The organism is Tsukamurella sp. NPDC003166 (assembly GCF_040611135.1).
GTDB lineage: Bacteria > Actinomycetota > Actinomycetes > Mycobacteriales > Mycobacteriaceae > Tsukamurella.
On the sequence record NZ_JBEXNL010000006.1, the window covers coordinates 224890 to 249729 of the forward strand.

The 24840-nt window shown below is 70.0% G+C and carries 26 protein-coding genes, 1 other RNA gene and 1 pseudogene; 8 read left to right on the forward strand and 20 right to left on the reverse strand.

The window, feature by feature from the left end; translation table 11 throughout:
- Positions 1 to 9: 9 nt before the first annotated feature.
- The 3 genes from ABZX10_RS10065 to ABZX10_RS10075 are packed head-to-tail and all read right to left on the reverse strand — an operon-like array spanning position 10 to position 2968.
- Positions 10 to 744: a cutinase family protein gene (locus tag ABZX10_RS10065; RefSeq protein ID WP_355538133.1), complete on the reverse strand. Its 735-nt coding sequence runs from the start codon at positions 742 to 744 to the stop codon at positions 10 to 12.
- Positions 745 to 753: 9 nt separating this feature from the next.
- Positions 754 to 2154: an RNB domain-containing ribonuclease gene (locus ABZX10_RS10070; RefSeq protein WP_355538244.1), complete on the reverse strand. Its 1401-nt coding sequence runs from the start codon at positions 2152 to 2154 to the stop codon at positions 754 to 756.
- Positions 2155 to 2173: 19 nt separating this feature from the next.
- Complete coding sequence (locus ABZX10_RS10075) at positions 2174 to 2968, reverse strand: acyl-ACP thioesterase domain-containing protein (protein ID WP_355538136.1); 795 nt, start codon at positions 2966 to 2968, stop codon at positions 2174 to 2176.
- 80 nt (positions 2969 to 3048) lie between these two features.
- On the opposite strand from ABZX10_RS10075, the gene ABZX10_RS10080 reads away from it, so the two are divergent.
- Positions 3049 to 4425, forward strand: a complete 1377-nt coding sequence (locus ABZX10_RS10080; RefSeq protein ID WP_355538139.1) for an LLM class flavin-dependent oxidoreductase — start codon at positions 3049 to 3051, stop codon at positions 4423 to 4425.
- A gap of 7 nt (positions 4426 to 4432) precedes the next feature.
- Here ABZX10_RS10080 and ABZX10_RS10085 read toward each other — a convergent pair whose 3' ends face one another.
- The 8 genes and pseudogenes from ABZX10_RS10085 to ABZX10_RS10120 form a co-directional block, all read right to left on the reverse strand.
- A complete protein-coding gene (locus ABZX10_RS10085) occupies positions 4433 to 5269 on the reverse strand; it encodes an ABC transporter permease (protein WP_355538142.1) in 837 nt (278 codons plus the stop codon).
- Positions 5266 to 6252, reverse strand: coding sequence for an ATP-binding cassette domain-containing protein (locus tag ABZX10_RS10090; protein ID WP_355538145.1), 987 nt, complete (start codon positions 6250 to 6252; stop codon positions 5266 to 5268). Before ABZX10_RS10090 ends, ABZX10_RS10085 begins: the two co-directional genes overlap by 4 nt.
- A gap of 33 nt (positions 6253 to 6285) precedes the next feature.
- Positions 6286 to 6759, reverse strand: a complete 474-nt coding sequence (locus tag ABZX10_RS10095; RefSeq protein ID WP_355538148.1) for a DUF6194 family protein — start codon at positions 6757 to 6759, stop codon at positions 6286 to 6288.
- Between the two features lie 9 nt (positions 6760 to 6768).
- The gene (locus tag ABZX10_RS10100) at positions 6769 to 7506 is read right to left on the reverse strand and encodes a DUF2127 domain-containing protein (RefSeq protein ID WP_355538151.1); all 738 of its coding nucleotides are present in this window, start codon (positions 7504 to 7506) and stop codon (positions 6769 to 6771) included.
- A 59-nt stretch (positions 7507 to 7565) separates the two neighbouring features.
- An RNA gene (gene rnpB, locus ABZX10_RS10105) (RNase P RNA component class A) lies at positions 7566 to 7978 on the reverse strand.
- A 35-nt stretch (positions 7979 to 8013) separates the two neighbouring features.
- Positions 8014 to 8640, reverse strand: a pseudogene (locus ABZX10_RS10110) (histidine phosphatase family protein); the annotation flags it as partial.
- A 20-nt stretch (positions 8641 to 8660) separates the two neighbouring features.
- Positions 8661 to 9419, reverse strand: coding sequence for a C4-type zinc ribbon domain-containing protein (locus ABZX10_RS10115; protein ID WP_355538154.1), 759 nt, complete (start codon positions 9417 to 9419; stop codon positions 8661 to 8663).
- 10 nt (positions 9420 to 9429) lie between these two features.
- Entirely contained in the window at positions 9430 to 10545 is a 1116-nt protein-coding gene (locus ABZX10_RS10120; RefSeq protein WP_355538157.1) for a Nif3-like dinuclear metal center hexameric protein, read from the reverse strand.
- 73 nt (positions 10546 to 10618) lie between these two features.
- On the opposite strand from ABZX10_RS10120, the gene ABZX10_RS10125 reads away from it, so the two are divergent.
- Together ABZX10_RS10125 and ABZX10_RS10130 are read left to right on the forward strand one after the other, a co-directional pair.
- Entirely contained in the window at positions 10619 to 11089 is a 471-nt protein-coding gene (locus tag ABZX10_RS10125) for a low molecular weight protein-tyrosine-phosphatase (protein WP_355538160.1), read from the forward strand.
- Complete coding sequence (locus ABZX10_RS10130; protein WP_355538163.1) at positions 11082 to 11963, forward strand: SURF1 family cytochrome oxidase biogenesis protein; 882 nt, start codon at positions 11082 to 11084, stop codon at positions 11961 to 11963. Before ABZX10_RS10125 ends, ABZX10_RS10130 begins: the two co-directional genes overlap by 8 nt.
- Here the strand turns inward: ABZX10_RS10130 and ABZX10_RS10135 are convergent.
- From ABZX10_RS10135 to ABZX10_RS10175, 9 genes are all read right to left on the reverse strand, one after another.
- Positions 11902 to 12834: a cobalamin biosynthesis protein gene (locus ABZX10_RS10135; protein WP_355538166.1), complete on the reverse strand. Its 933-nt coding sequence runs from the start codon at positions 12832 to 12834 to the stop codon at positions 11902 to 11904. The genes ABZX10_RS10130 and ABZX10_RS10135 overlap by 62 nt on opposite strands.
- Positions 12835 to 12857: 23 nt before the next feature.
- Positions 12858 to 14114 (reverse strand): FAD-dependent oxidoreductase, encoded by a 1257-nt coding sequence (locus tag ABZX10_RS10140; RefSeq protein ID WP_355538169.1) that lies wholly within the window; start codon positions 14112 to 14114, stop codon positions 12858 to 12860.
- On the reverse strand, positions 14111 to 15535 hold the full coding sequence (locus tag ABZX10_RS10145; protein ID WP_355538172.1) for a cytochrome P450: 1425 nt from the start codon (positions 15533 to 15535) through the stop codon (positions 14111 to 14113). The genes ABZX10_RS10140 and ABZX10_RS10145 overlap by 4 nt, the downstream gene beginning before the upstream one ends.
- Positions 15536 to 15607: 72 nt before the next feature.
- Positions 15608 to 15928 (reverse strand): 2Fe-2S iron-sulfur cluster-binding protein, encoded by a 321-nt coding sequence (locus ABZX10_RS10150; protein WP_355538175.1) that lies wholly within the window; start codon positions 15926 to 15928, stop codon positions 15608 to 15610.
- Positions 15929 to 16129: 201 nt separating this feature from the next.
- Positions 16130 to 17395, reverse strand: coding sequence for a helix-turn-helix domain-containing protein (locus tag ABZX10_RS10155; protein ID WP_355538178.1), 1266 nt, complete (start codon positions 17393 to 17395; stop codon positions 16130 to 16132).
- 97 nt (positions 17396 to 17492) lie between these two features.
- Complete coding sequence (locus ABZX10_RS10160; protein WP_355538181.1) at positions 17493 to 17819, reverse strand: hypothetical protein; 327 nt, start codon at positions 17817 to 17819, stop codon at positions 17493 to 17495.
- Positions 17820 to 17997: 178 nt separating this feature from the next.
- Positions 17998 to 18615, reverse strand: coding sequence for a glyoxalase (locus ABZX10_RS10165; RefSeq protein ID WP_355538184.1), 618 nt, complete (start codon positions 18613 to 18615; stop codon positions 17998 to 18000).
- A 69-nt stretch (positions 18616 to 18684) separates the two neighbouring features.
- A complete protein-coding gene (gene infA, locus ABZX10_RS10170) occupies positions 18685 to 18909 on the reverse strand; it encodes a translation initiation factor IF-1 (protein ID WP_355538187.1) in 225 nt (74 codons plus the stop codon).
- A complete protein-coding gene (locus tag ABZX10_RS10175; RefSeq protein WP_355538190.1) occupies positions 18906 to 19379 on the reverse strand; it encodes a hypothetical protein in 474 nt (157 codons plus the stop codon). The genes infA and ABZX10_RS10175 overlap by 4 nt, the downstream gene beginning before the upstream one ends.
- Positions 19380 to 19589: 210 nt before the next feature.
- Here ABZX10_RS10175 and ABZX10_RS10180 point away from each other — a divergent pair, with 210 nt between their 5' ends.
- The 5 genes from ABZX10_RS10180 to ABZX10_RS10200 all read left to right on the forward strand — a co-directional run bounded on the left by ABZX10_RS10180 (position 19590) and on the right by ABZX10_RS10200 (position 24579).
- Positions 19590 to 21005, forward strand: coding sequence for an NAD(P)/FAD-dependent oxidoreductase (locus ABZX10_RS10180; RefSeq protein ID WP_355538193.1), 1416 nt, complete (start codon positions 19590 to 19592; stop codon positions 21003 to 21005).
- 209 nt (positions 21006 to 21214) lie between these two features.
- The gene (locus ABZX10_RS10185) at positions 21215 to 21595 is read left to right on the forward strand and encodes a hypothetical protein (RefSeq protein WP_355538196.1); all 381 of its coding nucleotides are present in this window, start codon (positions 21215 to 21217) and stop codon (positions 21593 to 21595) included.
- Positions 21596 to 21615: 20 nt separating this feature from the next.
- Entirely contained in the window at positions 21616 to 23004 is a 1389-nt protein-coding gene (locus ABZX10_RS10190) for a hypothetical protein (RefSeq protein WP_355538199.1), read from the forward strand.
- 88 nt (positions 23005 to 23092) lie between these two features.
- Positions 23093 to 23806, forward strand: a complete 714-nt coding sequence (locus ABZX10_RS10195) for a DUF5642 family protein (RefSeq protein ID WP_355538202.1) — start codon at positions 23093 to 23095, stop codon at positions 23804 to 23806.
- Positions 23807 to 23832: 26 nt separating this feature from the next.
- The gene (locus tag ABZX10_RS10200) at positions 23833 to 24579 is read left to right on the forward strand and encodes a hypothetical protein (protein ID WP_355538205.1); all 747 of its coding nucleotides are present in this window, start codon (positions 23833 to 23835) and stop codon (positions 24577 to 24579) included.
- Positions 24580 to 24840: the final 261 nt, after the last annotated feature.

Genomic DNA, 24840 nt, shown 5'->3' on the forward strand with positions numbered 1-24840 from the left:
GCGCCGCGGCTACAGGCCGGCGATGGCGGCCACCCTGCCGCCGATGTCGGCGCCGGAGTACGAGCTGTGCGAGTCCACGACCGTGTCGCCGAGGTTGCCGGTCCACTGGCACACCGGATCGCCCGTGTTGCAGACGGTGATCGTGCGGCCGCCGATGCGCGCCGGAAGCGGTGCGGGGTTCGCGCCGCTGATCATCGCCGAGGCCTGCGCCATGCCCTGCGTCCGCGGGGCGGTGCCCAGGTAGCGCGTGGTGTCGTTCGGGATGCGGTCCGGGTCGGCGATGAGGCCGACGGCAACGATCTGCTTCTTGTCGCCGAGGCGCTGCAGGGCGCGGTGCACCGCGGCGGCGCCCTGGGAGTAGCCGACCAGCACGATCTTCGTCGACGGGCAGGCCTTGATGACGATGTCCGCATCGCCCTGCGTGTTCGCCGCGCCCGTGTTCATGCTGGCCAGGAACCCGCCGAGTTTGTCGAGACCGGTGGGCACGGGCGCTGCGGGGTAGTGGATCGGGCGGATCGCCACCGTCGTGCCCGCGGCCCGGGCCCGAGCCGCGAAGGCCTGCGCCGCGGAGTTCACCGTCGGGCCCAGGCCACCGGCCTCGCGTCCCTCGCCCGAGCCGGCGGCGCCGATGAAGGTGTAGTCCGCGCACGTCGGCGCGGCCGAGGCCGGGGCGGCGAGGAGGGCCGGCGCCAGCGGCGCGACCAGGGCTGCCAGAGCGGGTATGAGGACGAGACGACGGCTCATCGCCCCACGCTAGCGCTTCTCGTACGCGAAGGACACCTTTCGGGCGGCAACGTCGGCCGTCTCCAGGCGAACCGTGACCCGGGCGCCCTCCGGCGGCCTGCCGGTGCAGGCGGCGATGACGGCCGGATCGTCGAGCAGCACCTGGTCCTCGCGCATCGTGATCGCGGGGAAGTCCTCCCCCACCCGGTCGGCGAGGATGACCGCCTCGGTGAGGTCGATGCACGCCCGATCCACCTTGCTCGCCAGCGAGTTGGTGCGCTGCATGATCTCGGCGACCTCGTCGAGCGCGCCGCGGGACCAGTCGGGAACGGGCTCGCCGGCGCACGTGGCGAGGCACACCTCGGTGGCGTACCGGTCGGCGAGCCGGCGCAGCGGGGCGGTGACGTGCGCGTACGGCGCACCCACCCCCGCGTGCGCGGCGTCCTCGGCCGGCTGCGGCGCGGCGTCGGTGCCGAACGCGGCGTAGCCGGAGCGGCGGAGCAGTCGCGCCGCATCCGTCATGACGGCGAGTCCCTGCGGGGTGCTCACGTCCAGGCCCGCCAGGAAGTCGCCGACGAGAACATCCGCCGGCCAGTCCTGCCCGAGGGCCGCGGCGGTGCGCCGCAGTTCCTCGACCGCGGTGGCGGGCGCGGCGGGCAGGGTGCGCAGCAGCCCGACCCCGGCCTTGAGCATGATCGCGGCCGCGCACACGCCGGTGAGCAGCGAGATCTGGGCGTTGTGGGCGTCGAAGTCGGTGCGCGGCTCGATCCGCACGGTCCAGCCGTCGGGGCCCTGCACGGCCTCCTGGGCGGGGAGCCGCAGGTCGATGGCGCCGTGCGCGCGGCCCCAGCGGGCGCGCAGCTCGCCGACCGCGGGCAGCAGCGCGACGCTCGGGTGCACCCGGCCGGCGTCGAAATCCGCCTGGACCCCGGCGTAGTCGAGCCGGGCGCGCGAGCGGACCACGGCGCGCTGCACGGTCCCGGAGCGCACCTCACCCGCGGCGTCGAGCCGGATCTCCCAGAGCGCGGCGGCCCGGTCCTGGTCGGGCAGCAGCGATCCCGCGCCCTCCGACAGGGAGCGCGGGTGCAGCGGGACCGAGCCGTCCGGCAGGTACATCGTCTGGCCCCGTCGGCGGGTCTCCGCCTCGAGCGGGCCGCCGGGCTCGACCAGGGCGCCGACATCGGCGATCGCGTAGTGCACCAGGTAGCCGTCGCCGTCCGCCGCGATGTGGACGGCCTGGTCGAGGTCCCTGGAACCGGGCGGATCGATGGTCACGAACTCGATGTCCCGACGGTCCGCGCGCCCCGCGGCGAGCCGGTCCGCCGCAGCGTCGGCCTGGGCCTGCGCCTCGGCGGGGAACTCCTCGACCAACTCGAACTCGGTGCGGACCGCGCCGAAGTCGACGGCGCTCGACAGGACGGGGCCGCGCATCGGGATACCGGGCACGCGCCTACTCCGCCGCCTCGACCGGCAGCGCCTCGACGCTCATCGCCGCGGCGGTGCGGTCCCCGGCCATGAACCACACGTACAGCACGTCACCGTCGCGGTGGGCCAGCAGCCGGGGCTCGTCCTCGAGCTGCAGCGCCGAGTTGTGCTCGACGATGCCGCGCAGCGGCAACCGCTCGCGCAGGTCCGGCTGGGTGGCCAGCGCCTCCTCCAGCGCCGTCCAGTACACGGCGTTGTTCACGTGCTGGATGATGTCGAGGTCGGCGGCGCGCAACAGGAAGGGCACCTCGACGGCATCGGGGTGCGGCTTCGGGTCCAGCCACTGCTTCCAACGCAACACGCCGGGCTCGGCGGCGGCGCCGAAGGTGCTGAGGAAGGTGTCGCTGAGAGCCGACGGGGTGAGCGTGTCGATGTTGAAGTTGATCCAGAAGGCCTCGGTCTCGATCCGGGTGCCCTTCTGCCCGTCGATACCGATCCGCACGTTGCACCAGCGCGAGCCCATCTTCGAGCCCCAGCGCTCGACGGTGAGGATGTCGGGCTGCTCGCCGCCCTCGAGGATCTCGATGACGGTGCGCCGCACCACCCAGTACGGGTGGATGTCCTCGTAGTCGACGTGGCGCAGGTGGTCCTGGCCGGTGTCCTGCAGGTACCGGGCCACCCCGTCGAACTTGAGCCGGCGGTCGGGGCTGACGGCGTCACCCCGGACGGAGCGCTGGGCGGTGTAGATGGCGCCGCTGTCGAGCAGCTCGGCGCGGCGGCCGGGCTCGGTGATGCGCGGGGGCAGGGGTTCTCCGATCACGTGCAGAGTCTTGCACAGGCCTTCGGCTCAGGGCCGTCGCAACTGTTGAGAAGGCGGGCCCATGCTCGTTGAATCGAGGGATGACCGCTCCTCGCCCCCTCCGTTTCAGCGCCTTCGTGATGAACACCACCGGACACATCGTGCAGGGCACGTGGCGCCGCCCGACCGCCCGCCAGCGCGACTTCAACGACCTCGATCACTGGGTGGACCTGGCGAGGACACTGGAGGCGGCGAAGTTCGACGCGATCTTCTTCGCCGACGTCGTCGGGCTGTACGCCCCGTACCGCGGGGACGAGCGGCGGTACTTCGAGGCGGGCCTGCAGGTGCCGAGCAACGACCCGTCGGTCCTCGCGTCGGCGATCGCGTACGCGACCGAACACCTCGGGATCGCGTTCACCGCATCCATCCTGCAGGAGCATCCCTTCAACTTCGCACGACGGATCTCGACCCTCGATCACGCCAGCAAGGGCCGGATCGCATGGAACATCGTGACGAACTACCTGCCGAACGCCTCCCGGAACTTCGGGCTCCCAGGCCTGACCGAGCACGACGAGCGGTACCGGTGGGCGGACGAGTACGTCGACGTGACCTACAAACTGTGGGAGGGCTCGTGGGAGGACGACGCCCTGGTGCAGGACGCGGAGCGGGGCATCCACGCCGACTACGACAAGGTGCACCGGATCGATCATCGCGGAGAGCGGTACTCGGTCGAGGGTCCCCACCTCGTGAGTCCGTCGCCGCAGCGCAGCCCGCTGCTGTTCCAGGCCGGGTCCTCCGAGGCCGGGCGAGAGTTCGCGGCCCGCAACGCCGAGGCGGTGTTCATCGTGACGGCGAACCCCGAGGCCGCACGCCGCGACACCGCCGACATCCGCGCCCGGGCAGTGCGCCACGGACGATCGGCAGACGACCTGAAGTTCTTCCAGGGGCTGTACGTCGTGCCCGCCTCCACCGAGGAGGAAGCGGCTCGGGCGGCCGCCGAGCTCGACGAGTGGATCGACTACGACGCCCAGCTCGCGCACATGTCCGGCTCGATCGGTATCGACCTCGGCCGCGACGACCTCGACACGCCCGTGGGTGACATCGAGACCGAGGGGGTGCAGTCGGTGGTGGGCTGGATCAAGGACGTCGTGACGGACCGACCCGCGACCCTGCGGGACGTGGCTCACTACACGGCGACGAACGGCAGGATCGTGGGCACGCCCGAGCAGATCGCTGACCGGCTCGAACAGTGGCGGGCGGCCGGGGTGGACGGGATCAACCTGGTCAACGCCGAACTACCCGGAAGCTATGTCGACTTCGCCGAGCAGGTGGTGCCCGTGCTGCAGGAACGCGGCCTGGCGCAGCGCGAGTACACCCCGGGAACGCTGCGCCGGAAGCTGTTCGGCCACGACCGCCTCCCCGACTCGCACCCCGCCGCACGGTACCGGGGCGCGTTCAGTCCTGCTCCTGTCGCCTAGGACGCGATCAGTCCACCGTCCGCTTGTTGAACGCGCGCACGGCCAGCGGCGCGAACACCGCGGTGAGCGCGATCGACCAGACCACGGTGGCGAGCACCGGGTGCTCCAGGGACGAGGGGGCGCCGGGCCGCAGCGGCATGTCGTTGCCCCACAGCACGCGCATGGATTGGACCAGCGAGGACACGGGGTTCCACTCGGCGATGGCCCGCAGCCACGGCGCCATGCCCTCCGTGGGCACGAAGGCGTTGGACAGGAAGGTGATGGGGAACATGGTGGCGAACATGAATCCGTTGACCGCCTCGATCGACTGCATCATGCAGCCGACGAGGATGCCGAACCAGATCATGGCGAAGCCGAACATCAGGAGCACGAGGAAGCCGAGCACGGCGTCCACCGGGTTCGTGCGGATGCGCCAACCGATGGCCAGGCCCGTCAGGCACATGACGACGATGCCGATCGACGAGTGCAGCAGGCTCGCGATGCTGCGCCCGATGAGGACCGACGAGCGACTGATCGGCAGCGACCGGAAGCGGTCGATGACGCCCTTCTCCGGGTCCGTCGTGAGGCCGCCCGCCACCACGAAGCAGGTGAACACCATCGTCTGCCCCAGGATGCCGGGCAGCAGGTACTCGCGGTAGGACACGCCCTGGGTGGGGATGGCGGAGCCGAAGACGAACGCGAACAGGACGGTGAACATGATCGGCTGGATCGTGACGTCCGAGAGCATCTCGGGCATGCGCTTGGTGTGGATCATACTGCGGCGAACCATGATCCAGGACTGGTGCCACAGGCTGGTCTGATGCGTCTCGACGCCGCCGACGCCGGGCTCGGTGGTGGCGGTCATGCGGATGCCTCCTCGGCGCTCGTGGTGCCTGTCTCGGTGCGGCGACCGGTGAGCGAGAGGAAGACGTCGTCGAGGCTGGGACGCGAGAGGCCCAGGTCGTCCACGCCGATCCCGCTCTCCGCGAGCAGCGCGGCGACCCGGTTCACGTCGTCCAGGCCGCCCGCGGGGCTGCTGACCCGCCGCGCCCCCTCGTCGACGAAGACCTCGCCGCCCAGCTGCGCCAGGATGGACCGGGCCTGCGGGAGATCGGCCGCACCGGACACCGTGAGCACCAGGCTGGCGGCGCCCGCACGCTCCTTGAGCTGCAGCGGGGTGCCCTGCGCGATGATCCGGCCCTTGTCGATCACGATGATCTCGTCCGCGAGCTGGTCGGCCTCCTCCAGGTACTGCGTGGTGAGCAGCAGCGTGGTGCCGTTCGCGACCAGCGTGCGGAGCACGTCCCACAGCTCGGAGCGGGCCCGCGGATCGAGGCCGGTGGTGGGCTCGTCGAGGAACAGGACGGGCGGCGCGGTGAGCAGGCTGACGGCCAGGTCGAGGCGGCGGCGCATGCCGCCCGAGTACGCCTTGACCTGCTTATCGGCGGCGGCGGTCAGGGAGAACTGGTCGAGTAGTTCCGCGCTGCGCCGCCGCAGCACCCCGCGGCGGATGCCGTACAGCCCGCCGATCATCGCCAGGTTCTCCCGCCCGGTGAGGATCTCGTCCACGGTGGCGGCCTGCCCCGTGAGCCCCATGTGGCGGCGCACCTCGATCGGGTTCTCGATCACGTCGAACCCCGCGATGCGCGCGGTGCCCTCCGTGGGCGGCGACAGCGTGGTCATCATCCGCACGGTGGTGGTCTTCCCGGCGCCGTTGGGCCCGAGCACGCCGAGGACGGATCCCCGGGGCACCTGGAAACTCACCCCGTCCACCGCCGTGAAGTCACCGAATCGTTTCACCAGGCCGATCGCCTCGATCGCCCAGTCACCGCTCTCACCGTGTGTCATGGGGCAACGGTAGTTCGCCCCACTGACAGGTTTCTACCGATTTGTCGCGTGCGCGTGCGCCCGCTCGATCAGCGCGGCGACCTCCGGGCCGGTAGCGGGGTTCACGACCGACACCCAGCCGAGCTTGGCGTACAGCGGATGCGGGATCACGGCACCGTCGGCGGCGTAGTCCCACTCCCCCGCCCGCGCGGCGTGCTCGGCGGGCGGGTAGCCGATCACCTCGGCGAAGGCTTCGCGTCCGACGTTCGCGTTGAGCCGGAAGGCGCCGGGGCGGTCCAGGCGCGAGAGCTCGTCGTCGGGGTAGTCCTTGGTGATGATCGTCAGATAGGGCATGACGCCGGGTTCGCCGTTCGGCGTGGAGTAGACGAAGGTGTCGCCCCAGGCGATCTCGGGGATCGGGGTGACCCCGTCGGGGGCGAGCGCTCCGGGTGCGATGGTCTCGACGGTCGATCCGGGCAGGGTCTCGAGCAGCGCGATCACGGCCTCGCGGGCGGTCGGTTCGGTCACGGTTGCAACCTACTCGCCCGCGCGCCGCACCGTCAGGATGCTCTCCGTTTCCCGTTCGGCGCGATACGCGGCGGCGCCGCCGTTGACCCCGAACAGCCGCTTGCTCCACACCAGCCACACGACCGCGGCGACGTTGATCAGCAACGCGCCGGCCCGCAGCACGGTGACCTTCTCGCTGATCTCGTAGATCTCCAGCGGCAGGAAGGCCGAGGTCGCGATGACCGCGAAGTACTCGCCCCAGCGGTGGCCGAGCCACAGGCCGACGGCCTCGATGAGCTCGATCGCCGCATAGGCCACGAGGGCGACGGCGATCCACATGAGGGCCGTGCCGGAGAGCCCCAGCGCCTTGTCCACCGTGTGCACGATCTTCGAATCGCCCACGTTGAAGCCCAGTTGACTGAGCACCGGCAGCTTCTCCCGGAACACCTCCCGCAGGTGCACCCGCGAGTCGCGGAACTGCCAGACCACCACGCCGGCGGCGACGAAGACGAGGCCGCGGAGCACCCGCTCGACCGCGAGGAAGCGCATGATCAGCTCGTCCCGCAGTGCCCGGCCGCGCGGGACCGACGGTGCCTGCCCCGCCGGCCCGGAGCCGTGCGGATCGCCGACGACGAAGTCGTCGCAGCGCAGGCAGCGCCAGGCCTCGCCCTCGGGGGTGTCGGTGCGGACGCGGTCCCGCAGATCCGCCTCGTCGGGTGCGTACGTGACGTGCCCACGGAGGCCGCAGGAGAGCACGGAGATGTCCATCGGACCAGGTTAGCGCCGGTCCGACGCGCGAGCCCCCACGCGAATGCGGCGATTGTGGGCGGACGAGCTGACGTGTAAGCCGGATCCTGTCCCCCGCCGCATCGCTGCGCCGGGGTGGCGACCATCCATCTGGACACACCGTTGCCGGGTGCCTCGAGCGGTCCACCCGCACGCTCGGGCGAGCAGCCCTCGTGCACGTGCGCAGCGCCACCGTGCGGTGGCGCCTTCGACCTTGCTCCGGGTGGGGTTTACCGAGCCGCGACGGTCACCCGCCGCGCTGGTGCGCTCTTACCGCACCGTTTCACCCTTACCCGGGCCGGAGCCCGGGCGGTCTGTTCTCTGTGGCACTGTCCCGCGGGTCACCCCGGGTTGCCGTTAGCAACCACCCTGCCCTGTGGAGTCCGGACTTTCCTCGACCCGGGCGTACTGGTCGCCCAGCCGTTCCCGATGCCGCGGCCGCCCGGTCAGCTCGTCCGCGCCGACCAGGATACCCCGCCGCGCGGGCCCTCAGAGCCCGGCGGTGCGGTTCACCTGCCGCACCGATGCCCCGCCGTCCGGATAGAGGTCGGCGATCGAGATCGACGCGAGGTCGAGGTGCAGCCGGTACAGCAGCTGCGGCCCGACGTCGAGCGCGATCCGCAGGATCGTCTTGATCGGGGTCACGTGCGAGACCAGAAGCACGGTGCGGCCGGGATGCTCGACGGTGACCCGCGCCAGCAGAGCCGTGACGCGCGCGTGGACCTCGTCGAAGCTCTCGCCGCCGGGCGGCGCGACGGAGGTGTCCCCCAACCAGCGGCCGTGCAGTTCCGGGTCGCGCTCGCGGGCCTCGCCGAACGAGAGCCCCTCCCACGCACCGAAGTCCGTCTCGATCAGCCCGTCCTCGATCTCGACGGTCAGGCCGCGCCCCGCGTTCACGGCATCGGCCGTCTGCCGGGCGCGGTCCAGCGGCGACGACAGGATCGCGTCGATGTGCGTGCCCCGCAACAGGTCCGCGGCGGCGTTCGCCTGCTCGTGGCCGAGGTCGGTGAGCGACGGATTGCCGCGGCCCGAGTAGAGCCGGCCGACGGACGCCGGGGTCTGGCCGTGCCGCAGGAGGATCAGGCGGGTGGGATCGTGCGCCGAGACCGTCCAGCCGCCGCGCTGCTGTGCGCCGGTCACTCTTCCGGCTTGCCCTGCGGCAGGCCGGATTCGAAGGTGCGCACCAGGATGGCGCCGCACTCGTCGCAGTGCACCACCTCGTCCGCCGGCTTGCGCGCCACGGCGTCGAGGAAGCCCCGGTCCAGCTCGAGACGGCAGGCGCCGCACCGTCGGGCCTGCAGCAGCCCCGCGCCGGCACCCGAGGCGGCCCGGCACCGTTCGTACTCGGCGGCGAGGTCCTCGGGGAGCGTCGCCACGAGCTCGGCGCGGGACGCGGCGGTGCGGGCCTGCGCGACCGCGATGTCCTTCATCGCCTCCTCGCGGCGGCGGGCGACGGCGGCGATCTCGTCATTCGTGGCGTTGACGGTGGCCTCGGCGCGCTGCTGGTCGAGCTCGACCGCCTCGCGCTTCTCCATGAGCTCGAGCTCCTCGTCCTCGAGAACCGACTGGCGACGCTCGAGGCCGCGCAGCTCGTGCTCGATCTCCGTGAGCTGCTTCGCCGGGACGGCGCCGGCGGCCAGGAGCTCTCGGTCCTTGCGCTCGCGCAGGCGGGTCTGCTCGACCTCCTTCTCCACCTTGGCGATGTCCCGGTCGAGGTCCTCGACGAGGATCGACACGCGCACGGACTCGTCGCGCTCGGTGGTCGCGCGCTTCTCGAGTTCCGCGATCTCGGCGTCCTCGGGCAGGTGCGTGGTGCGGTGGGCGAGCCGGGAGATCTCCGCGTCGACCCCGGCGAGGTCCAGCAGGGATTTCTGAGCGGCCGGATCAGCGTTCATCTGCGCCACTCTACGCATCCGCCGCCGGCGCGGCGCGCACCGTGAACGGATCCGTGGGGGGCTCGTGCACGGCGACGTCGAGGAAGGGCCAGAGCAGCTCGGCGACCGCTCCGCACCAGGGGAACTCGGTGCCCCAGTGCCCGGCGTCGATCAGCGCGGGTCCGCCCGCACGCAGGTGCTCGTCGGCGGGGTGGTGCCGCAGGTCGCCCGTCACGTAGGCGTCCACCCCGAGCCGCGCGACGGTGCCCAGCAGCGAGTCGCCCGCGCCGCCGCACACCGCGACGGTGCGGATCAGCGCGTCGGGATCGCCTGCGGCCCGGGCGGGCGCACCGAGCGCGGTCGCCACGTGCTCGGTGAACGCGGTCAGCGACATCGGCTCGGGCAGGGTGCCCACGCGGCCCAGGCCCCACTCCCGATCGCCGCCCACGAGCTCGATCACGTCGTGCGCCGGCTCCTCGTAGGGGTGCGCGGCGCGCAGCGCAGCCAGGACCGCGGCGCGGCGACTGCGCGCGGCCACGAGTTCGGCCCGCGTCTCGGTGACCCGCGTCAGCTCGCCCGTCGTCCCGACGGCCGGATCCGCCGACGCGCCGGGCCGGAACTGGCCGGCACCGTCGACCCGCCACGCGCATTCGGAGTACTCCCCGACCTCACCCGCCCCGGCGTCGAACATCGCGGCGAGGACCTCGTCCGCCTGCGCGGGCGGGACCATGACGCCCCACCGGTCCAGCGGCAGGGGCGTGTCCAGGAATTCGACGGGGCCGGTGACCGTGAGGCCGAGCGCGGCAGCGAGAGCGTCGTTGACGCCGCCCCGCGCGCGGTCCGCGTTGGTGTGTGCGGTGAACAGGGCGCAACCGCCGCGGATCAGCCGGTGGATCAGCGCCCCCTTCGGGGTGCTCGCGGCCACGGTGTCCACCCCGCGCAGCAACAGGGGGTGGTGCGCGATGATCAGCTGCGCGCCGCGGGCGAGCGCGGCCTCGACCACGTCGGCCGTGACGTCCACGCAGACGAGCACCCGCTCGACCTCGGCGGCCGGGTCCCCGCACACCAGTCCGACACTGTCCCACCCCTCCGCGAGTCGCGGCGGATACGCCTGATCGAGCATCTCGATGACCTCAGCCAGCACCATGCCTGTCAGCGTAGGCGGGTCGTGGCGGACCACGGCGGATTCGCGGCTCACCGCGGTCGGGCAAGATGGTGGGGTGAGTACTCCGCTGCATGTCACGTTCGTGTGCACCGGCAACATCTGCCGGTCGCCGATCGCCAGGATCGTCTACGAGCAGGCGGTGGCCGACGCCGGGCTCGCCGCCGCGGTCCGGGTCACGAGCGCCGGCACCCAGGGGTGGCACGAGGGCAGCCCGGCGGACTCCCGCGCCCGGGACGTGCTCGCCGGGGCGGGCTACCCCACCGCGCACAGCGCCGCGGAGATCACCGACGACCATCTCGGCGCCGACCTGGTGGTCGCGCTGCACCGCTCGCACGTCGCTCCGCTGCGCGGTCTCGGCGTTCCCGACGAGCGGCTCCGGCTCCTGCGCAGCTTCGACCCCGACGCCTCGCACGAGAGCGTGCCGGACCCGTTCTACGGCGATCACGACGACTTCCGCACCACGCTGGCGCAGGTCGAGGCCTCGATGCCGGGCATGATCGAGTGGACGCGAGAGCGCCTTGCCTAACTGGGTCAAGGTGGTCTTCCAGCCGCGGTGGATCGCCCTCGCCGTCGCCGCGCTGGCCTTCACCGCCCTGTGCTGGTCGGTGCTCGCGCCGTGGCAGCTGGGGAAGAACACCTCCACCAGCCACCGCAACCAGCAGATCGCCGACTCGGTGAACGCCGCTCCGGTCCCCGCCGCGCAGCTGCTCGGCGGCCGCACGGCGGTCCCGAGGGACGCGGAATGGCGCAAGGTGATGCTCACGGGGCAGTACCGCGCGGACCAGCAGTCCCTCGCCCGGCTCCGCAATCAGGACGGCAAGCCCGCGTACGAGGTGCTGGTCCCGTTCGCCGCGAACGACGGCGCGACCTACCTCGTGGACCGCGGGTTCGTCGCGACGCCCACCGGCGGCGTGGTGCCCGGGTTCGCGCCGCCACCGTCGGGCGTCGTGACGATCCAGGCCCGCGTGCGCGCCCCGGAGCAGACCGATCCGGCGCGCGGCCCGCGCACCGAGGGCGGCTACCTGCAGGTGTTCGCGATCGACCCCGCCGCGATCGGCCCGGTGCAGGGCATCGCCTTCGCCCCCGGCTACCTCAATCTCAGCGACGACCAGCCCGGCGGCCTCGACCCCGTGCCGCTGCCCATGCTCGACGCCGGGCCGTACCTGTCGTACGGCCTGCAGTGGCTGGCCTTCGGGATCATGGCGCCGCTCGCGATCGGCTACTTCGTGTGGGCCGAGGTCAAGCGCCGCCGGGAGGACAAGGCGGTCTTCGAGGCGGGGACGGCGGACCCCTCGGCCCCGGTCGACGGTGCCGAGGTCACCCCGGCGGCGCCCGAGATCACGCCCGAAGCCGCCCGCGCCGCCAGGCTCGCCGACCGGTACGGACGCAAAGGACAGTAGCCAATAGCGCGCCGAACTCGACGTTCCGCGACAGGGTCGCCGCCCGGCGCAGGTCGCGCGGCTCCGGTGCCCGGCCGTCGCCGAGGGCGGGCCGCAGTTCCACGCCGTGCGCGTACTGCGTGCGGCCGCCGAGCTGCAGCCCCAGCGCGCCGGCCGCTGTCGCCTCCGCGACGCCCGCGTTGGGGCTCGGGTGCTCGCGTGCGTCGTTCCGCCATGCGCGCAGGGCGTCCGACGGTGCCCCGCCCACCGTCGGGGCCAGGGCGACGGTGACCGCACCCGCCAGCCGGGCGGGCACGTAGTTGAGGACGTCGTCGAGCCGGGCGGACGCCCAGCCGAAGTCGGCGTACCGGTCGTTGCGGTAGCCGACCATGGCGTCGAGAGTGTTCGCCGCGCGGTACGCGAGCAGCCCCGGGAGGCCGGCGACGGTGCCCCAGAACAGCGGTGCGACCGCGGCGTCGGAGGTGTTCTCGGCGACGGATTCGACTGCCGCACGGGCCAGACCCGCAGCGTCGAGGACCGACGGGTCGCGGCCGCAGAGGCTCGGCAGCAGGGCTCGCGCGGCGGCGAGATCGCCGCGCTCGAGGTCGGCGCCGAGCGTCGAGCCGACCGTCCGCAGTCCCGCTCCCCCGACGACGGCCCACGTGCCGATCGCGGTGGCGCCGGGGATCTTCCGCGCCGCGAAGCCCAGCGCCGCGGCGCCGCCCACGAGGATCGCGGTGAAGGCGGCGCCCCGGAGCTTCGACGGTGCGTACATCCTGGCCTCGAGAGCCAGTGCCGCGGAGCCGAACCCGGCCACCGGGTGGTAGCGGCTCGGGTCGCCGAGGACCTCGTCGGCGAGGACGCCGAGCGCCAGTTCGGTGGAGCGGTTCACGGCTCGATCCTGCCAGCAGCGATTCAGCCGGCGGGCTGGGCCTCCAGGAGGGACTTCAGCGGGGTCTCCAGGTCCGCCAGCAGCCCACGGTCCGGGACGAGGCCCTGCGCGATCGCGCGCTTGCTGAACATGAACTCCTGCGCCCGGTTGACGCAGTCCGCCGCGATGAGACGGCCCTGCGCGAAGTAGAAGCACGCGAACCCGCGCCCGTCGGCCGGGTCGCCGCGCAGCACGATCTCGTCGTACCCCGCGTTCAGGCCCGCTATCTGCAGCTTCAGATCGTACTGATCGGACCAGAACCACGGCAGCGCGGCGATCTCCTTCTGCCCGCCGCAGATCGCGGCGGCGACGCTCTTGGCCTGCTCCATCGCGTTCGGCACCGACTCCAGCCGCAGCCGGCGGCCGTAGCGGGTGTCGTGGTAGCTCGCGCAGTCCCCGGCGGCGAAGACGTGCGGGTCGCTCGTGCGTCCGTATGCATCGATGACGACGCCGTTGTCGACCGGTAGCCCGGCCGCCTCCGCGAGTTCGACGTTGGGGACCACGCCGACGCCGACGATGACCAGCTCGGCGGGGACGAGCTCACCGTCGGACAGGCGAACGCCCGTGACCCGCCCGTCGCGCCCCTCGAGGCCAGTGACGCCGGCGCCCACGCGGATGTCGACCCCCTCCTCGCGGTGCACCCGGTCGTAGAACGCCGAGACCTCGGGTGCGGTGACGCGTTGCAGCACCCGGTCCGCGACCTCGATCACCGTCACCTCGATGCCCAGTTTGCGCAGCGACGCGGCGGTCTCCAGCCCGATGTAGCCGGCGCCGATGATGACGGCGTGCCGCGCCGTCGCCGTGTCCTCGCGGATGCCCCCGATGTCGGCGGCGTCGCGCAGGTAGTGAATCCCGTCGAGGTCGGCCCCGGGCAGGTCCAACCGGCGCGGCCGGGCGCCGAGGCACAGCACGAGTTCGTCGTAGCGCACGCTCTCGCCGTCCGCGAGGTCGACGGTGCCCGCCTCGCGGTCGATGCCCACGACCCGCCCCTGCCGGAAGTCGACGCCCTCCTTGGCGTAGAAGTCGGGTTTGCGGATGAGCAGGTCGTCGAGCGTCGTGGTGCCGTGGAGGTAGGTCTTCGACAGCGGCGGGCGCTGGTACGGCAGGGAGGGCTCGTCGCCGATCAGCAGGATCCGCCCCTCCCATCCGTCCTGGCGCAGGCTCGCGCACAGCTGGGCGCTCGCGTGCCCGGCGCCGACGATGACGACCCGCTCGGGCTTCGGGAACCGTTCGTCGTTCATCGGGACGCCTCCTCCGCGTCGTCCGTGCGACGGGGAGTGAGGGTGACCATCATCTTCTCGTACCCCTTCACGAAGTTCGACTGCACGTAGTCGGGCTCGCCGATGACCGTGATGTCCTCGAAGCGCGCGAGCAGCTCCTCCCACAGGATGCGCAGCTGCATCTCCGCGAGGCGGTTGCCCATGCAGCGGTGCACGCCGAAGCCGAACGCGATGTGGTTGCGGGCGTTCTTGCGGTCGATGACGAAGTCGTCGGCGTTCTCGAACTGGCGCTCGTCGCGGTTTCCCGACGCGTACCACATGACGACCTGGTCGCCCTTGCGGATGAACTGCCCGCGGAAGTGCACGTCCCGGGTGGCGACCCGGCGCATGTACGCGAGCGGCGTCTGCCAGCGGATGATCTCCGAGACCATGTTCGTGATGAGCGACGGATCGGCCTTGAGTTTGCGGAACTCGTCCGGGAAGCGGTTGAGCGCCAGCACGCCTCCCGACATCGAGTTGCGCGTCGTATCGTTGCCTCCCACGATGAGCAGCGTCAGGTTGCCGAGGAATTCCAGCGGGCGCTCGATGAGGTCCTTCGTGTCTTCCGAGGTCTGCATCAGCGTGATCAGGTCGAAACCGGGCGCCTCGCCGGCCTCGCGGCGAGCGGCCTTGTCGTACCAGAGGGCCATGAAGGCGCGGGCCATATCGCCGGTGGCGGTGTAGAAGTCGTCGAGATCAGTGGTCCCGCCGGTGCCCTCGGACGAGCCGCTGATCGTGTCCGACCAGTAGGTCAGCTTGCGCCGCTGGTCGTACGGGAAGTCGAGCAACGTGGCCAGCATGCGGCCGGTGATCTCCATCGATACGCGGTCGACCCAGTCGAAGGGCTCGCCGACCGGCAGGCCGTCGAGGACCTCCTGAACCCGCTCGCGGATGAGCGATTCCATCTCCTTGAGGTTCTTGGGCGCCACGACGCCCTGCACCGCCTTGCGCTGCACGTCGTGCTTCGGTGGGTCCATCGCGATGAACATCTGGACGTCGAGCGGCGGCTGGCCGAGCACGATGTACGGCTCCGCCGAGAAGGTCTCGGGATCGGTGTCGACGGCGCGGATGTCGTCGTAGCGGGTGATCGACCAGAACGGCCCGAAGGGGCTCTCTGCCCGGTAGTGCACCGGTGCCTCGTCGCGGAGGCGGGCGAAGTACGGGTACCACATGCCCTGGCGGTTCATGAACGGGTTGCTGACGTCGATGTCGGTGATCGCCACGTCCGCCGGGTCCGGGATCGGCTGCTCCGTGAAGGTCAACTGCTTGCTGATGCCGGTAGCGCGCTTGGCTCGGTCCAGCAGGTGCGCCGCCTGTACCTGCCGGTCGACGGGGACCGTCGACTGCACCTTGTTGAGAACCCGGGCCTTGGCCCGCTCGAGAACGCTGTCCGTGGTGTTCATGGAAGTTCGACCGCCTGTCGCGATGGTGGGAAGTCTTCGTGCTGCTGGACTGTCGGAGTGCGATGCCGGGCGCTACATCTGGTACTCGGGCAGGTGCACCAGGATCCCGTCGAGCTCGGCCTGGGCCCGTACCTGGCAGGCGAGACGCGAGTTCGGCACGCACTCCGGCGACATCTCGATCATCTGGCTCTCGTCGTCGGAGCGCTTGCCGGTGATGCCGATCCATTCCTGATCGACGATGATGTGACAGGTGCCGCAGGCGGATTCGCCGCCGCAGTCACCGTCGATGCCGGGGACGCCGTTGCTCGTCGCGATCTCCATCAGCGACTCGCCCTCGACGAGGTCGACGTCGTGGACGGTGCCGTCGTGTTCGACGAAGGTGACTGTCAACATGGTTCATCCCTCTTCCGTGCTGATCTCCCGGCGGTACTCGCGGGCTCCGTGCTCGCCGTGCGGGCGAGGGGCCGCTGCGGGGCTGCTTCGGCCTGCGTACAACGCTATGAGCAGGTGGCGGGGCTCACAATGGTGTGCCGCGCCATTGTGAGGAGCCGCGACTGGTGCGGGGAGCCACCCCGGCAAGAGCGGGCGCGGAGGTCAGTCGTCGGCGACGGGATCCGCCGCGGCGAGGCGGAGGGCGGCCTCGATCTCGCGCCGGCGGCTGAGCACCGCGTGGCCGAGAAGGTCCTCGACCTTCTCCATCCGGTTCACCACCGTGTTCTTGTTGACGCCGAGCCGTCGCGCCGTCCGGATCGGACTGAGGTTCTCGTCCAGGTAGACCTGCACCGTGCTGCGCAGCCGCGCCGCCTGCTCGTCGTCGGCGGTCAGCGGGCCGAGCTCCGCGCGCACGAACCGCTGCGCGGCAACGGGATCCGCGGTGAGCAACTCCAGCAGCGCGACATCGTGGTGGAACACCACCCGCTCGTTCCGGTTCCCCGCGAACCGCGCGACGCGGCGTGCCGCGGTGGCCTCGTCGTGCGTGCGGATCAGACCGTCGATGCCGGGCGATGCATCGCCGACGGTGACGCGCACCGCGTCGGGAACGACGAGTTCCGCGCGGACACGGTCGAGGTCGTGCGCGATGACCCGCGCCCACCCCCACACGACCCAGTTGCCCACGGGCACGAGCATGACCTCTCCCCCGCGACCGACGACGGACCCGACGCGCGCCGCGACGGACTCCAGGGTCACGGCGTGCCGGCCGTCGGGCTCGGACGGTTCCATCCACACGATGAACCCCACATGGGTGCCGCTGACGTCGTAGCGCAGCGCCGCCGACGCCCGGTCCGCCGGCACCGATCCGCCGTCGAGGAGCTCGCGGATCATCTCCGCGCGCAGCACTGCGTCGCCGCGGTCGCGGCGGGCGCGTTCGTCGAGATAGGTGCGCGTGAGCTGCACCGACGTGGCGTCCACGTAGGCGAAGAAGAACCGGGAGGCCCGCAGCAGCGCCTCGGATCGGATGTCGTCGTCGGCCTCGAGCCGGCTGATCGTGGTCTGCCAGGCCGCCTCGACGATCTCGTGGCCGAGTCGGTAGGCGCGCAGCATCGCGTGCAGTTCGATCCCGCGGTGCACCAGTTCGGCGGGCCAGGCGACGGCCACGGGCGGCGGGTCGAGCGGCACGGTCCGGTGGCTCCGCCGCAGCCCGCGCCACACGTCGTGCAGGGTCCGCGTGGCGACGGTGCCGGTCATGCGCCGCAGGTCCTCGTCGCCGTCCTCCGCGAACTCCTCGACGCGGGTGTAGATCGCCTCGAGGATCTCGTCGCTCAGGCGGTCGGGATCGATGGCGTCCGCCAGGCCGCCGAGAAGCGCCTCGATGGCCCGATCACGGTCGGTCCCCGCGGAGCCGAGGTCGATCTCTGCCATGCGTTCCCGTCCCGATCCGCGGCGCCCACGACGCCGGCCTGCCCGATGCGCCGCTCATGGTAGCCACCCGGCCGGCCCCGGCGGGCCGCCTCGACCATCAGCCGTGCGGTACCCGGCGGTGCCACCACGACTGCGACCGCCAGGAGTACGGGTCCTCCACGGTCACCAGAAGGAACCGGCGATCCAGCTCCTCGACCGCGACGCGCAGTCGCCGAGCTCTGCGACCGCCGTTGCGCATGATGCTCTCGAGGCGATCCCGTGCGTCCGTGAGCACGTAGCCGTCGCAGCACTCACACCCCGTGCTATAGCCGTAGTCACCGTCGCGGACACGTTGTTCGGTCCGCTCGACGTGCTCGCGCCATTCCCCGAGGAGCGCGATCGCTGGAGTCTGGGGCTGCGGCGTGCGCGGCCGGTGCGGATTCACCGCTGCGGGGCGGACGCCCCGTTCATCAGAAAGAGTTTCATTCGCGGCGCCGTGACGTGGCGCTGCCGGTGCAGGGCGGCCGAATCACCGCCAGCGGCCAGAGTACCCCGATCACCGCGGCACCTGTGCTCCGAAGATCACCTGTGAGGTGATCTTCGGAGCACGGGGTTCGGCGGAGTCACTGCCAGACGAAGCCGTCCGGATCGGTGAGGGCTCCGAGCCCACCGTCGACGCGCAGGCGGTGGGAGCCGCTGCCCTCCGCGGGCACGCCCGCGTCCTTCGCCGCGGCCCTCCGCCCGTACAGCGCGAGCTTCACCGCGCCGGGCGCGGCGTCGAACTCGACGTACTTGCGGCCGAAGCTCTTCGCCACCGTGAGGCCGTGCTCGACGTAGAAGGCCTTGGTGGCGGCCACGTCGTCGACGCCGAGCAACAGCACCACGTCGTCGACGACGCGCAGCGGGGCGCCCGTGTTCTTCTTCGAGGAGGAGGCCACCTTCCAGATCGTGCCGTCGGGGGCGCGGAACACACCGCCGTAGCCCCAGAAGGACTTCCGCGCGGGCTTGATCTCCGTCGCGCCCGCCGCGAGGGCGGGTGCGACGAAGGAGTCCACGACGGCGGGCTCGGCCACGACGAGCGAGACCACGCAGCCGCGGAAGCCGCTGGAATCGCCCTCGGCGGGCGCGACGCGCAGTCGCTCACCGAGGCCGAACGCGGTGTCGTAGAAGGCCCGGGCGGCGGCCGGATCGGCGACCTCCAGGGTGAGGGAACGGACCGGGGTGGAAACTGTTGTCGTCATGCCTGCAACGCTATGAGCTGCACCTTCCCGGCGCTTCTCGATTCCTGACCGATCCGCGGCGCGACGGGCTCAGCTGCGGTATCGGAACAGGATCCGGCCGCGCGTGAGGTCGTAGGGACTGATCTCCACGAGCACCCGGTCGAGCGGCACGATCTTGATGTAGTTCTTCCGGATCTTCCCGCTGATGTGGGCGAGTACGACGTGCCCGTTGTCCAGCTCGACCCGGAAGGTCGCGTTCCGCAGTCCTTCGACGACGGTGCCTGCGGCCTCGATGCCGCGCGCTGTCTTCGTCATGCCCGCACCAGCTCGACCGTGGTCTCGACGGCGGATCCGCCCGCGGCCTCGAGAGCGTCGATCGTCGCCCGGTCGGCGGCGTCGACATCCGCGGCGAGGAAGGCCGTCGGCCGTCCCGCGTGCGGCCGGACCGCGCGCACCGCGGGCAGATCCGCGATCGGCGGGGGTGGCCCGTCGGGGTCGAACGGGATGCGGTACAGCACTTCCCGTCGGCGCTCGGTGAACCCGTGGCGGCGCCAGGCGGCCAGGAGCTCGCCGTCGCCGGCGGCGACCAGGGTGCGCAGCGGCAGGGGCAGCTCGGCGAGGATCGCCGCAGCGATCAGGTCGAAGGCCGGTGCGCTCCAGGCGTCGACGCTGATGAAGCCGGGCCTTCGCGAGGTCCCGCCGCGGCCGATGACCTGGCCATCGGCATCGACGGCGAGCCAGTCACCGTCGTCGGCGCGCTGCAGGGTGAGAGAGGAATCGTTCATGGCGGTGCCTTTCAGGAGTGCCTGCGCGGCGCTCCTGGTGATGACACCTCGTTCAGCCGTGGTTCGGAGGGAGCACCGACATCGTTGCAACGTTCACGGGTCTCACCTCCTCAGGGCCTGTCACGGTCCAGCCCAGCGTAGCCGGAGGCCGCACGCCGCCGCATCTCCTTTTTCCGGCTCCCGCACTACGGTGGTCCGAGGAGGTGCGCGATGGACGAGACGACCTACGACGTGATCGTGATCGGAGGCGGGCCGGTCGGCGAGAACGTGGCCGACCGCGCCGTCCGGGGCGGGCTCACCGCGGCCCTGATCGAGAGCGACCTGTACGGCGGCGAGTGCTCCTACTGGGCCTGCATGCCGTCGAAGGCACTGCTCCGCCCCGGCCAGGCCCTGCGCGAGGCGCAACACGTGCGCGGCGCGCTCGCCGGACCGGCGGCGCTGGATCCGTCCGAGGTCTTCGCCCGACGCGACGCCGTGGCCCACGACTGGGACGACGCCGGCCAGGTCCGTTGGGCGCACGCGTCCGGCATCACCACGATCCGCGGGCGCGGTCGGCTCGCGGGGCCGCGCCGGGTCACCGTCGCCGGACCCGACGGTGCCGAGACCACCCTGACCGCGCGGCACGCCGTCGTGGTCGCGACCGGGACGGACGCGGCCGTGCCCGACATCGAGGGCCTGCGCGCGGCGCGGCCGTGGACCAGCCGAGAGGCAACCAGCGCGAAGACGGCGCCGGCGCGGCTCGCGGTGGTCGGCGGCGGCGTCGTCGCGACCGAGATGGCCACGGCGTACGCCTCGCTCGGTTCGGCGGTGACCGTCATCGCGCGCAGCGGCGTGCTGACGAACCTCGAGCCCTTCGCTGGCGAGGCCGTCGCGGACGGGCTGCGCGCACTGGGCGTGGAGATCGTGACCGGCGAGTCGCCGACCCGGGTCACCCGCGCGGACGGCGAGGTCACGATCGAGACCTCCGGCGGGCGGACCGTCGTGGCCGACGAGGTGCTGGCGGCCACCGGGCGGTCGCCGCGCACCGTCGACCTGGGGCTGGAGACGGTCGGGCTGGAGCCCGGGTCGTGGCTCGCCGTGGACGACACGATGCTGGTCGCGGGCTTCGACTGGCTGTACGCGGCGGGCGATGTGAATCACCGTGCGCTGCTGACCCATCAGGGCAAGTACCAGGCGCGGGCCGCGGGTGACGTGATCGTGGCGCGGGCGAAGGGCGAGCGCGTCGACGACGGGCCGTGGGGCGCGCACGCCGCGACGGCCGACCACGCCGCGGTGCCGCAGGTGATCTTCACCGACCCGGAGGTCGCGGCCATCGGCGTGACCGAGGCGCAGGCGCGGAGGGCCGGCACGGACATCGCGGTGGTCGACTACGACCTGGGCTGGGTGGCCGGCGCGAGCCTGTACGCGGACGGCTACGCCGGGCGGGCGCAGATGGTCGTGGACGAGAGCCGGGGCGTGGTGATCGGCGTGACGCTCGTGGGCCCCGCGGTGGCCGAGCTCCTGCACGCCGCCACGACCGCCGTGGTGGGTGAGGTCCCGATCGCGCGGCTGTGGCACGCGGTGCCGGCCTATCCGACGATCAGCGAGGTCTGGCTACGGCTCCTGGAGCGTTACCGCGACCGGTGACCGCATCGGTGCGCTTGTGGAGGGAAGATTCAAACCCACCACGCTCGTTAACAAGGCTCCTAAACTACCGGCGCACCCCTACCGAACAGCGGGCGAAGCCCTCGACCAGACCGCGAACCGTTCACCGGGCATCCAAGGGTGAAGTCGACACCCTGGTTCGCGCGTACCGCGAGGGGGCATCGATCCGTGACCTCGTCCGCGGCCACGGCATGCACATCCAGACGATTCGCAAGCACCTGCACGAAGCTGGCATCACGCCACGGCACGAGTATGTGTCGAAAGTAACCCCGCAGATGGCCGAACAGGCCGCAGTTCTCTACGACGAGGGACTGTCGACGGTGACCGTCGGCAAACGCCCAGTTGTCTACACCTGCGTGCTCAGGCGCCTTCGTTGCCCCGCACCGCCGCCACCACTCGCGCTCGCGAGCCATGTGCTCCGCAACCCAGTCGGGCAGGCGAGGACCGTCGCCAGCGGCAATGAGGTGCTCGGCGTACTCGTCATCCCGCCCGGACGCATCGGCGATCACCCGACCAATGTACTGGCACGCGCCTACACGACAGGTTCTCGGCCCGCCGATCATCTGGCGTGATACGGGCCCGGAGGAGCGTCATGAGCCTGGGGAAGCCGCGCTGGAAGGCCGTGCCGTGGATTGCGGCACTGCTCGTGTTCATGGTCGCAATCACCGGCAACATCCTGGTGCCGCAGTACACAGTGCCCGCGGCAGTCGCCGACCCCAACGGGCCCGGATGGCCCCCAGGCCCCGGGACTGGACCGGGAACCGGCAGCGGCTCCGGACAGCAAGGCGCCGTTCCAGGCAAGGTTGCCCCGCAGGCGCCCGTGAATCCAGGTCAGGTTGCGCCCGATCCGGCAGTCTCACCCAACACGGGAAACACCGGGAACTCAGGGAACACCGGACCAAACGCCCAGTCCCCCAACATCCCCAACCCGCCCGCAAACGGCAAACCCATCTTCAACGGGGACCAAGGCCAGCAACAGCCCGCTCAGCCACCCAACCAGCAACCGTCGAATACCTCGCAGGACAACACGAATTCAGAGCTGTCGGCACGGGAGCAGCGTGAAGCCGAGCGCCGACAGCGCCTAAAGGAAAAGCGCGAAGCAGCGAAGTGTGAATACAATGAGTGGTTTAGTCCGAAGCCGGACGGAAAGTTTGATGACGAAAGCGACAAGGCAAAGTATCAGCAGTTCAGATACGATGCCGAACATGCGCCAAACTACACTTCATTGGGGAAAAGGCGTACCAATGCCGGCCTGAGTGCAGATATTGATCACATAATTCCACTGAAGCGACTGTGGCAGATGAAAGGCTTCAAAGGACTACCTCCGGATGTCCAGGTCGCGATCGCTGATAATCCCTCAAACTTGATGTTCGTACGAGACTCTCCCAACCGCTCGAAACAAGATGGTCTCGCTTCGGAATATGGAGAGAAGCCTGGCTGGAACGCGAGCACTCGAATTGATGGGGAGTTCACAGTCGAAGAACTCGCCGAGATGTGCCGACGAGAACGCGCGGTATCGCCGAAGCTTCATAAGCTGATCACCGAGGCGATCGCAGAGCACGGACAGGCGGGATCCGTCGAGAGTAATCCAAGTTCGCCTTCCGACGCTGGCGATGGGTCGGGATCGAATCCGACGACGGTGCCCCTTGAGACAACGACGATTGCACCGACGGCGACGCCAACAGAAGTGACGCCGACGACGCAAGCCCCGTATCCCACGACACCGACTGAGTTTCCGACAACAACGCAGGCGCCCGTCCGCACTGAGGAGACGACGCCGACCGAGGCGCCGATTAGACCACCTACGACATCCGGCGGAGCCCCCACGACAACAGCTCCGGTACAGGTGCCTGAGCGGACTGGCATCGAGCTACCGGCAGTCCCGACGCTCGTGGCGGTCGGTGCGTGTATTGCGGCATGCGGTGCGGTTATTGTCGTAGGGGTGGTCGCGATCGCTGCACTGGCGCTTTTCAGCTACTAGGAGGAGGTACGCACAGGTGGATCAAGGCGGAACGGACGATCGACAGGCAGAACCGTCAGATGAGACGAGCGCGCACCAAGTAGCTTCGGTGCCCGACCAGAGTGCACGGCGATGGAAGTACGCGTTTGTCGCGGCTACCGTGGGGTTGGTAGTCGTTGTCGCGGGTATAGTTGCGGCTTGGCCAGAAGCCGATCACTCTGACTCGGGCAGCGGATTCGACTCCTCGAGGATCTTCGAAGCCGCAGGGATGTTTCCTGCCGGATCAAAGGTCGACAACAACCGCGCCGAGATCACGTTGCGAGAGAATGTTGGAGCGCTCCTATCTAGCGAGAAGCCCCAGGTGACTCCAGCCTCCTGCCAGAAGTATGTGGATGGGATTATCAATCCGTCACGAGTGGTCGGAACGCGGGTCCGAACAATAAATGGATACTCCAAGGGTGTCCAGTACACGATCACTGCTCAGACTCTTCCCGAAGGAACCCCCACGAGGGCCGCCCCGGATGCTGCCTGCCAAGAATTGACGTACGAATACTCAGACGGATCGTTCGCGTTGGCGACCTCACCCAATGAGATTCCAAACATCGATGGCGTTCGGGTTGATGCGACACGAATCGTCATGCAAACCAACGCGAAGCAGACGATCGACACCTTCACATTTAAGGGGTGGATCGATGGTCGGCACGTTGTCGCTGTACAGGCAAAGTCTGATCCAAATGCTAAGCCGGCCGCGAACCCCATCGACCCAACGTTCGCGAAGAGCCTCTTTGTCGAAACCGTTAAGTTAGTGCGTGGGCAGAAGTAAATCTTGGAGACTGGAGGATTGTTGAGATGGGCGACGTATCGACGTCTAGCGAGCTTTTTGATCTGATCAACTCCCAGCCTACCAATGCGCTGCCGGGGCGCCTAACTGACGTTCGTCCGGCGGGCGATATGCCTGAATGGTGGGGAAGGCTGGGTGAGAACGTGCGCACCAACGCGGCTATTGCCGCGGACATATGGAGCGTATCATTTCCGGAAGTCGCCGAAAAGATTCGGTCAGCGGCCGAGGTCGCTCTGGGTGGCATCGAGCTTGAGTCGAGCATTGTGCCGATTGTGCTGTATCGGTTCAAGCCGGAGTATGATATCGCGCCGCCGGCCTGCGTTGGATACCTTCCTAAGAAACCAGTGTCCGGCTCGATTGGCAGTAAGGTTGCGGCGGAGTATCAAACATTTTGCACAGAGCTGCACAACGGATTTGCTGTTGAGATTAGGACCACAGGACATCAGGTGACGAAAGCGGAGAACCTGATTTCTTGGGCTGCCGAGATCGGTGTCGACGCTGAGGATTTCCACGAAGACTCAAGTTTCGGATTTACGATACCCTACATTCCCGATCCGTCGAATCTGATGATGACATTCACAGGTGAGCATGGGATAATGTTCTCCGATGTCGAAAGCCCGGAGTCGCCGTGGTGCTTCCAGGGAGATGTATTCTTCTGTCCAGAGAAGGACTCGCAGGGACAGTCGGTTACACCCGGACTTGTACTGCAGAGATTGCTACTCGAGGAACTCGGCTACTCGATTCCGCTCCTGTAGCTCTCAACGCCAGTCAAGCGCACGACGCACACGCACTACCGGAGCCCCGTGATGTCAGGATCGAGGCCGACGCATCTCGCCGCCGCCGCTAAGAGAGGTCGGGTCAAGATTCTGGGAAGAATACCCGTTCAAGAATACCTTTGCGGTACAACAACACTCAATCAGTCCTAGTGGCGCGTGGCTGAAGTCTTCTTCCGGTCGATCTTGGCGAGGATGTCCTCCGCGGTTTTGACCCACACGAACGGATGTGAGCGTGGGTTC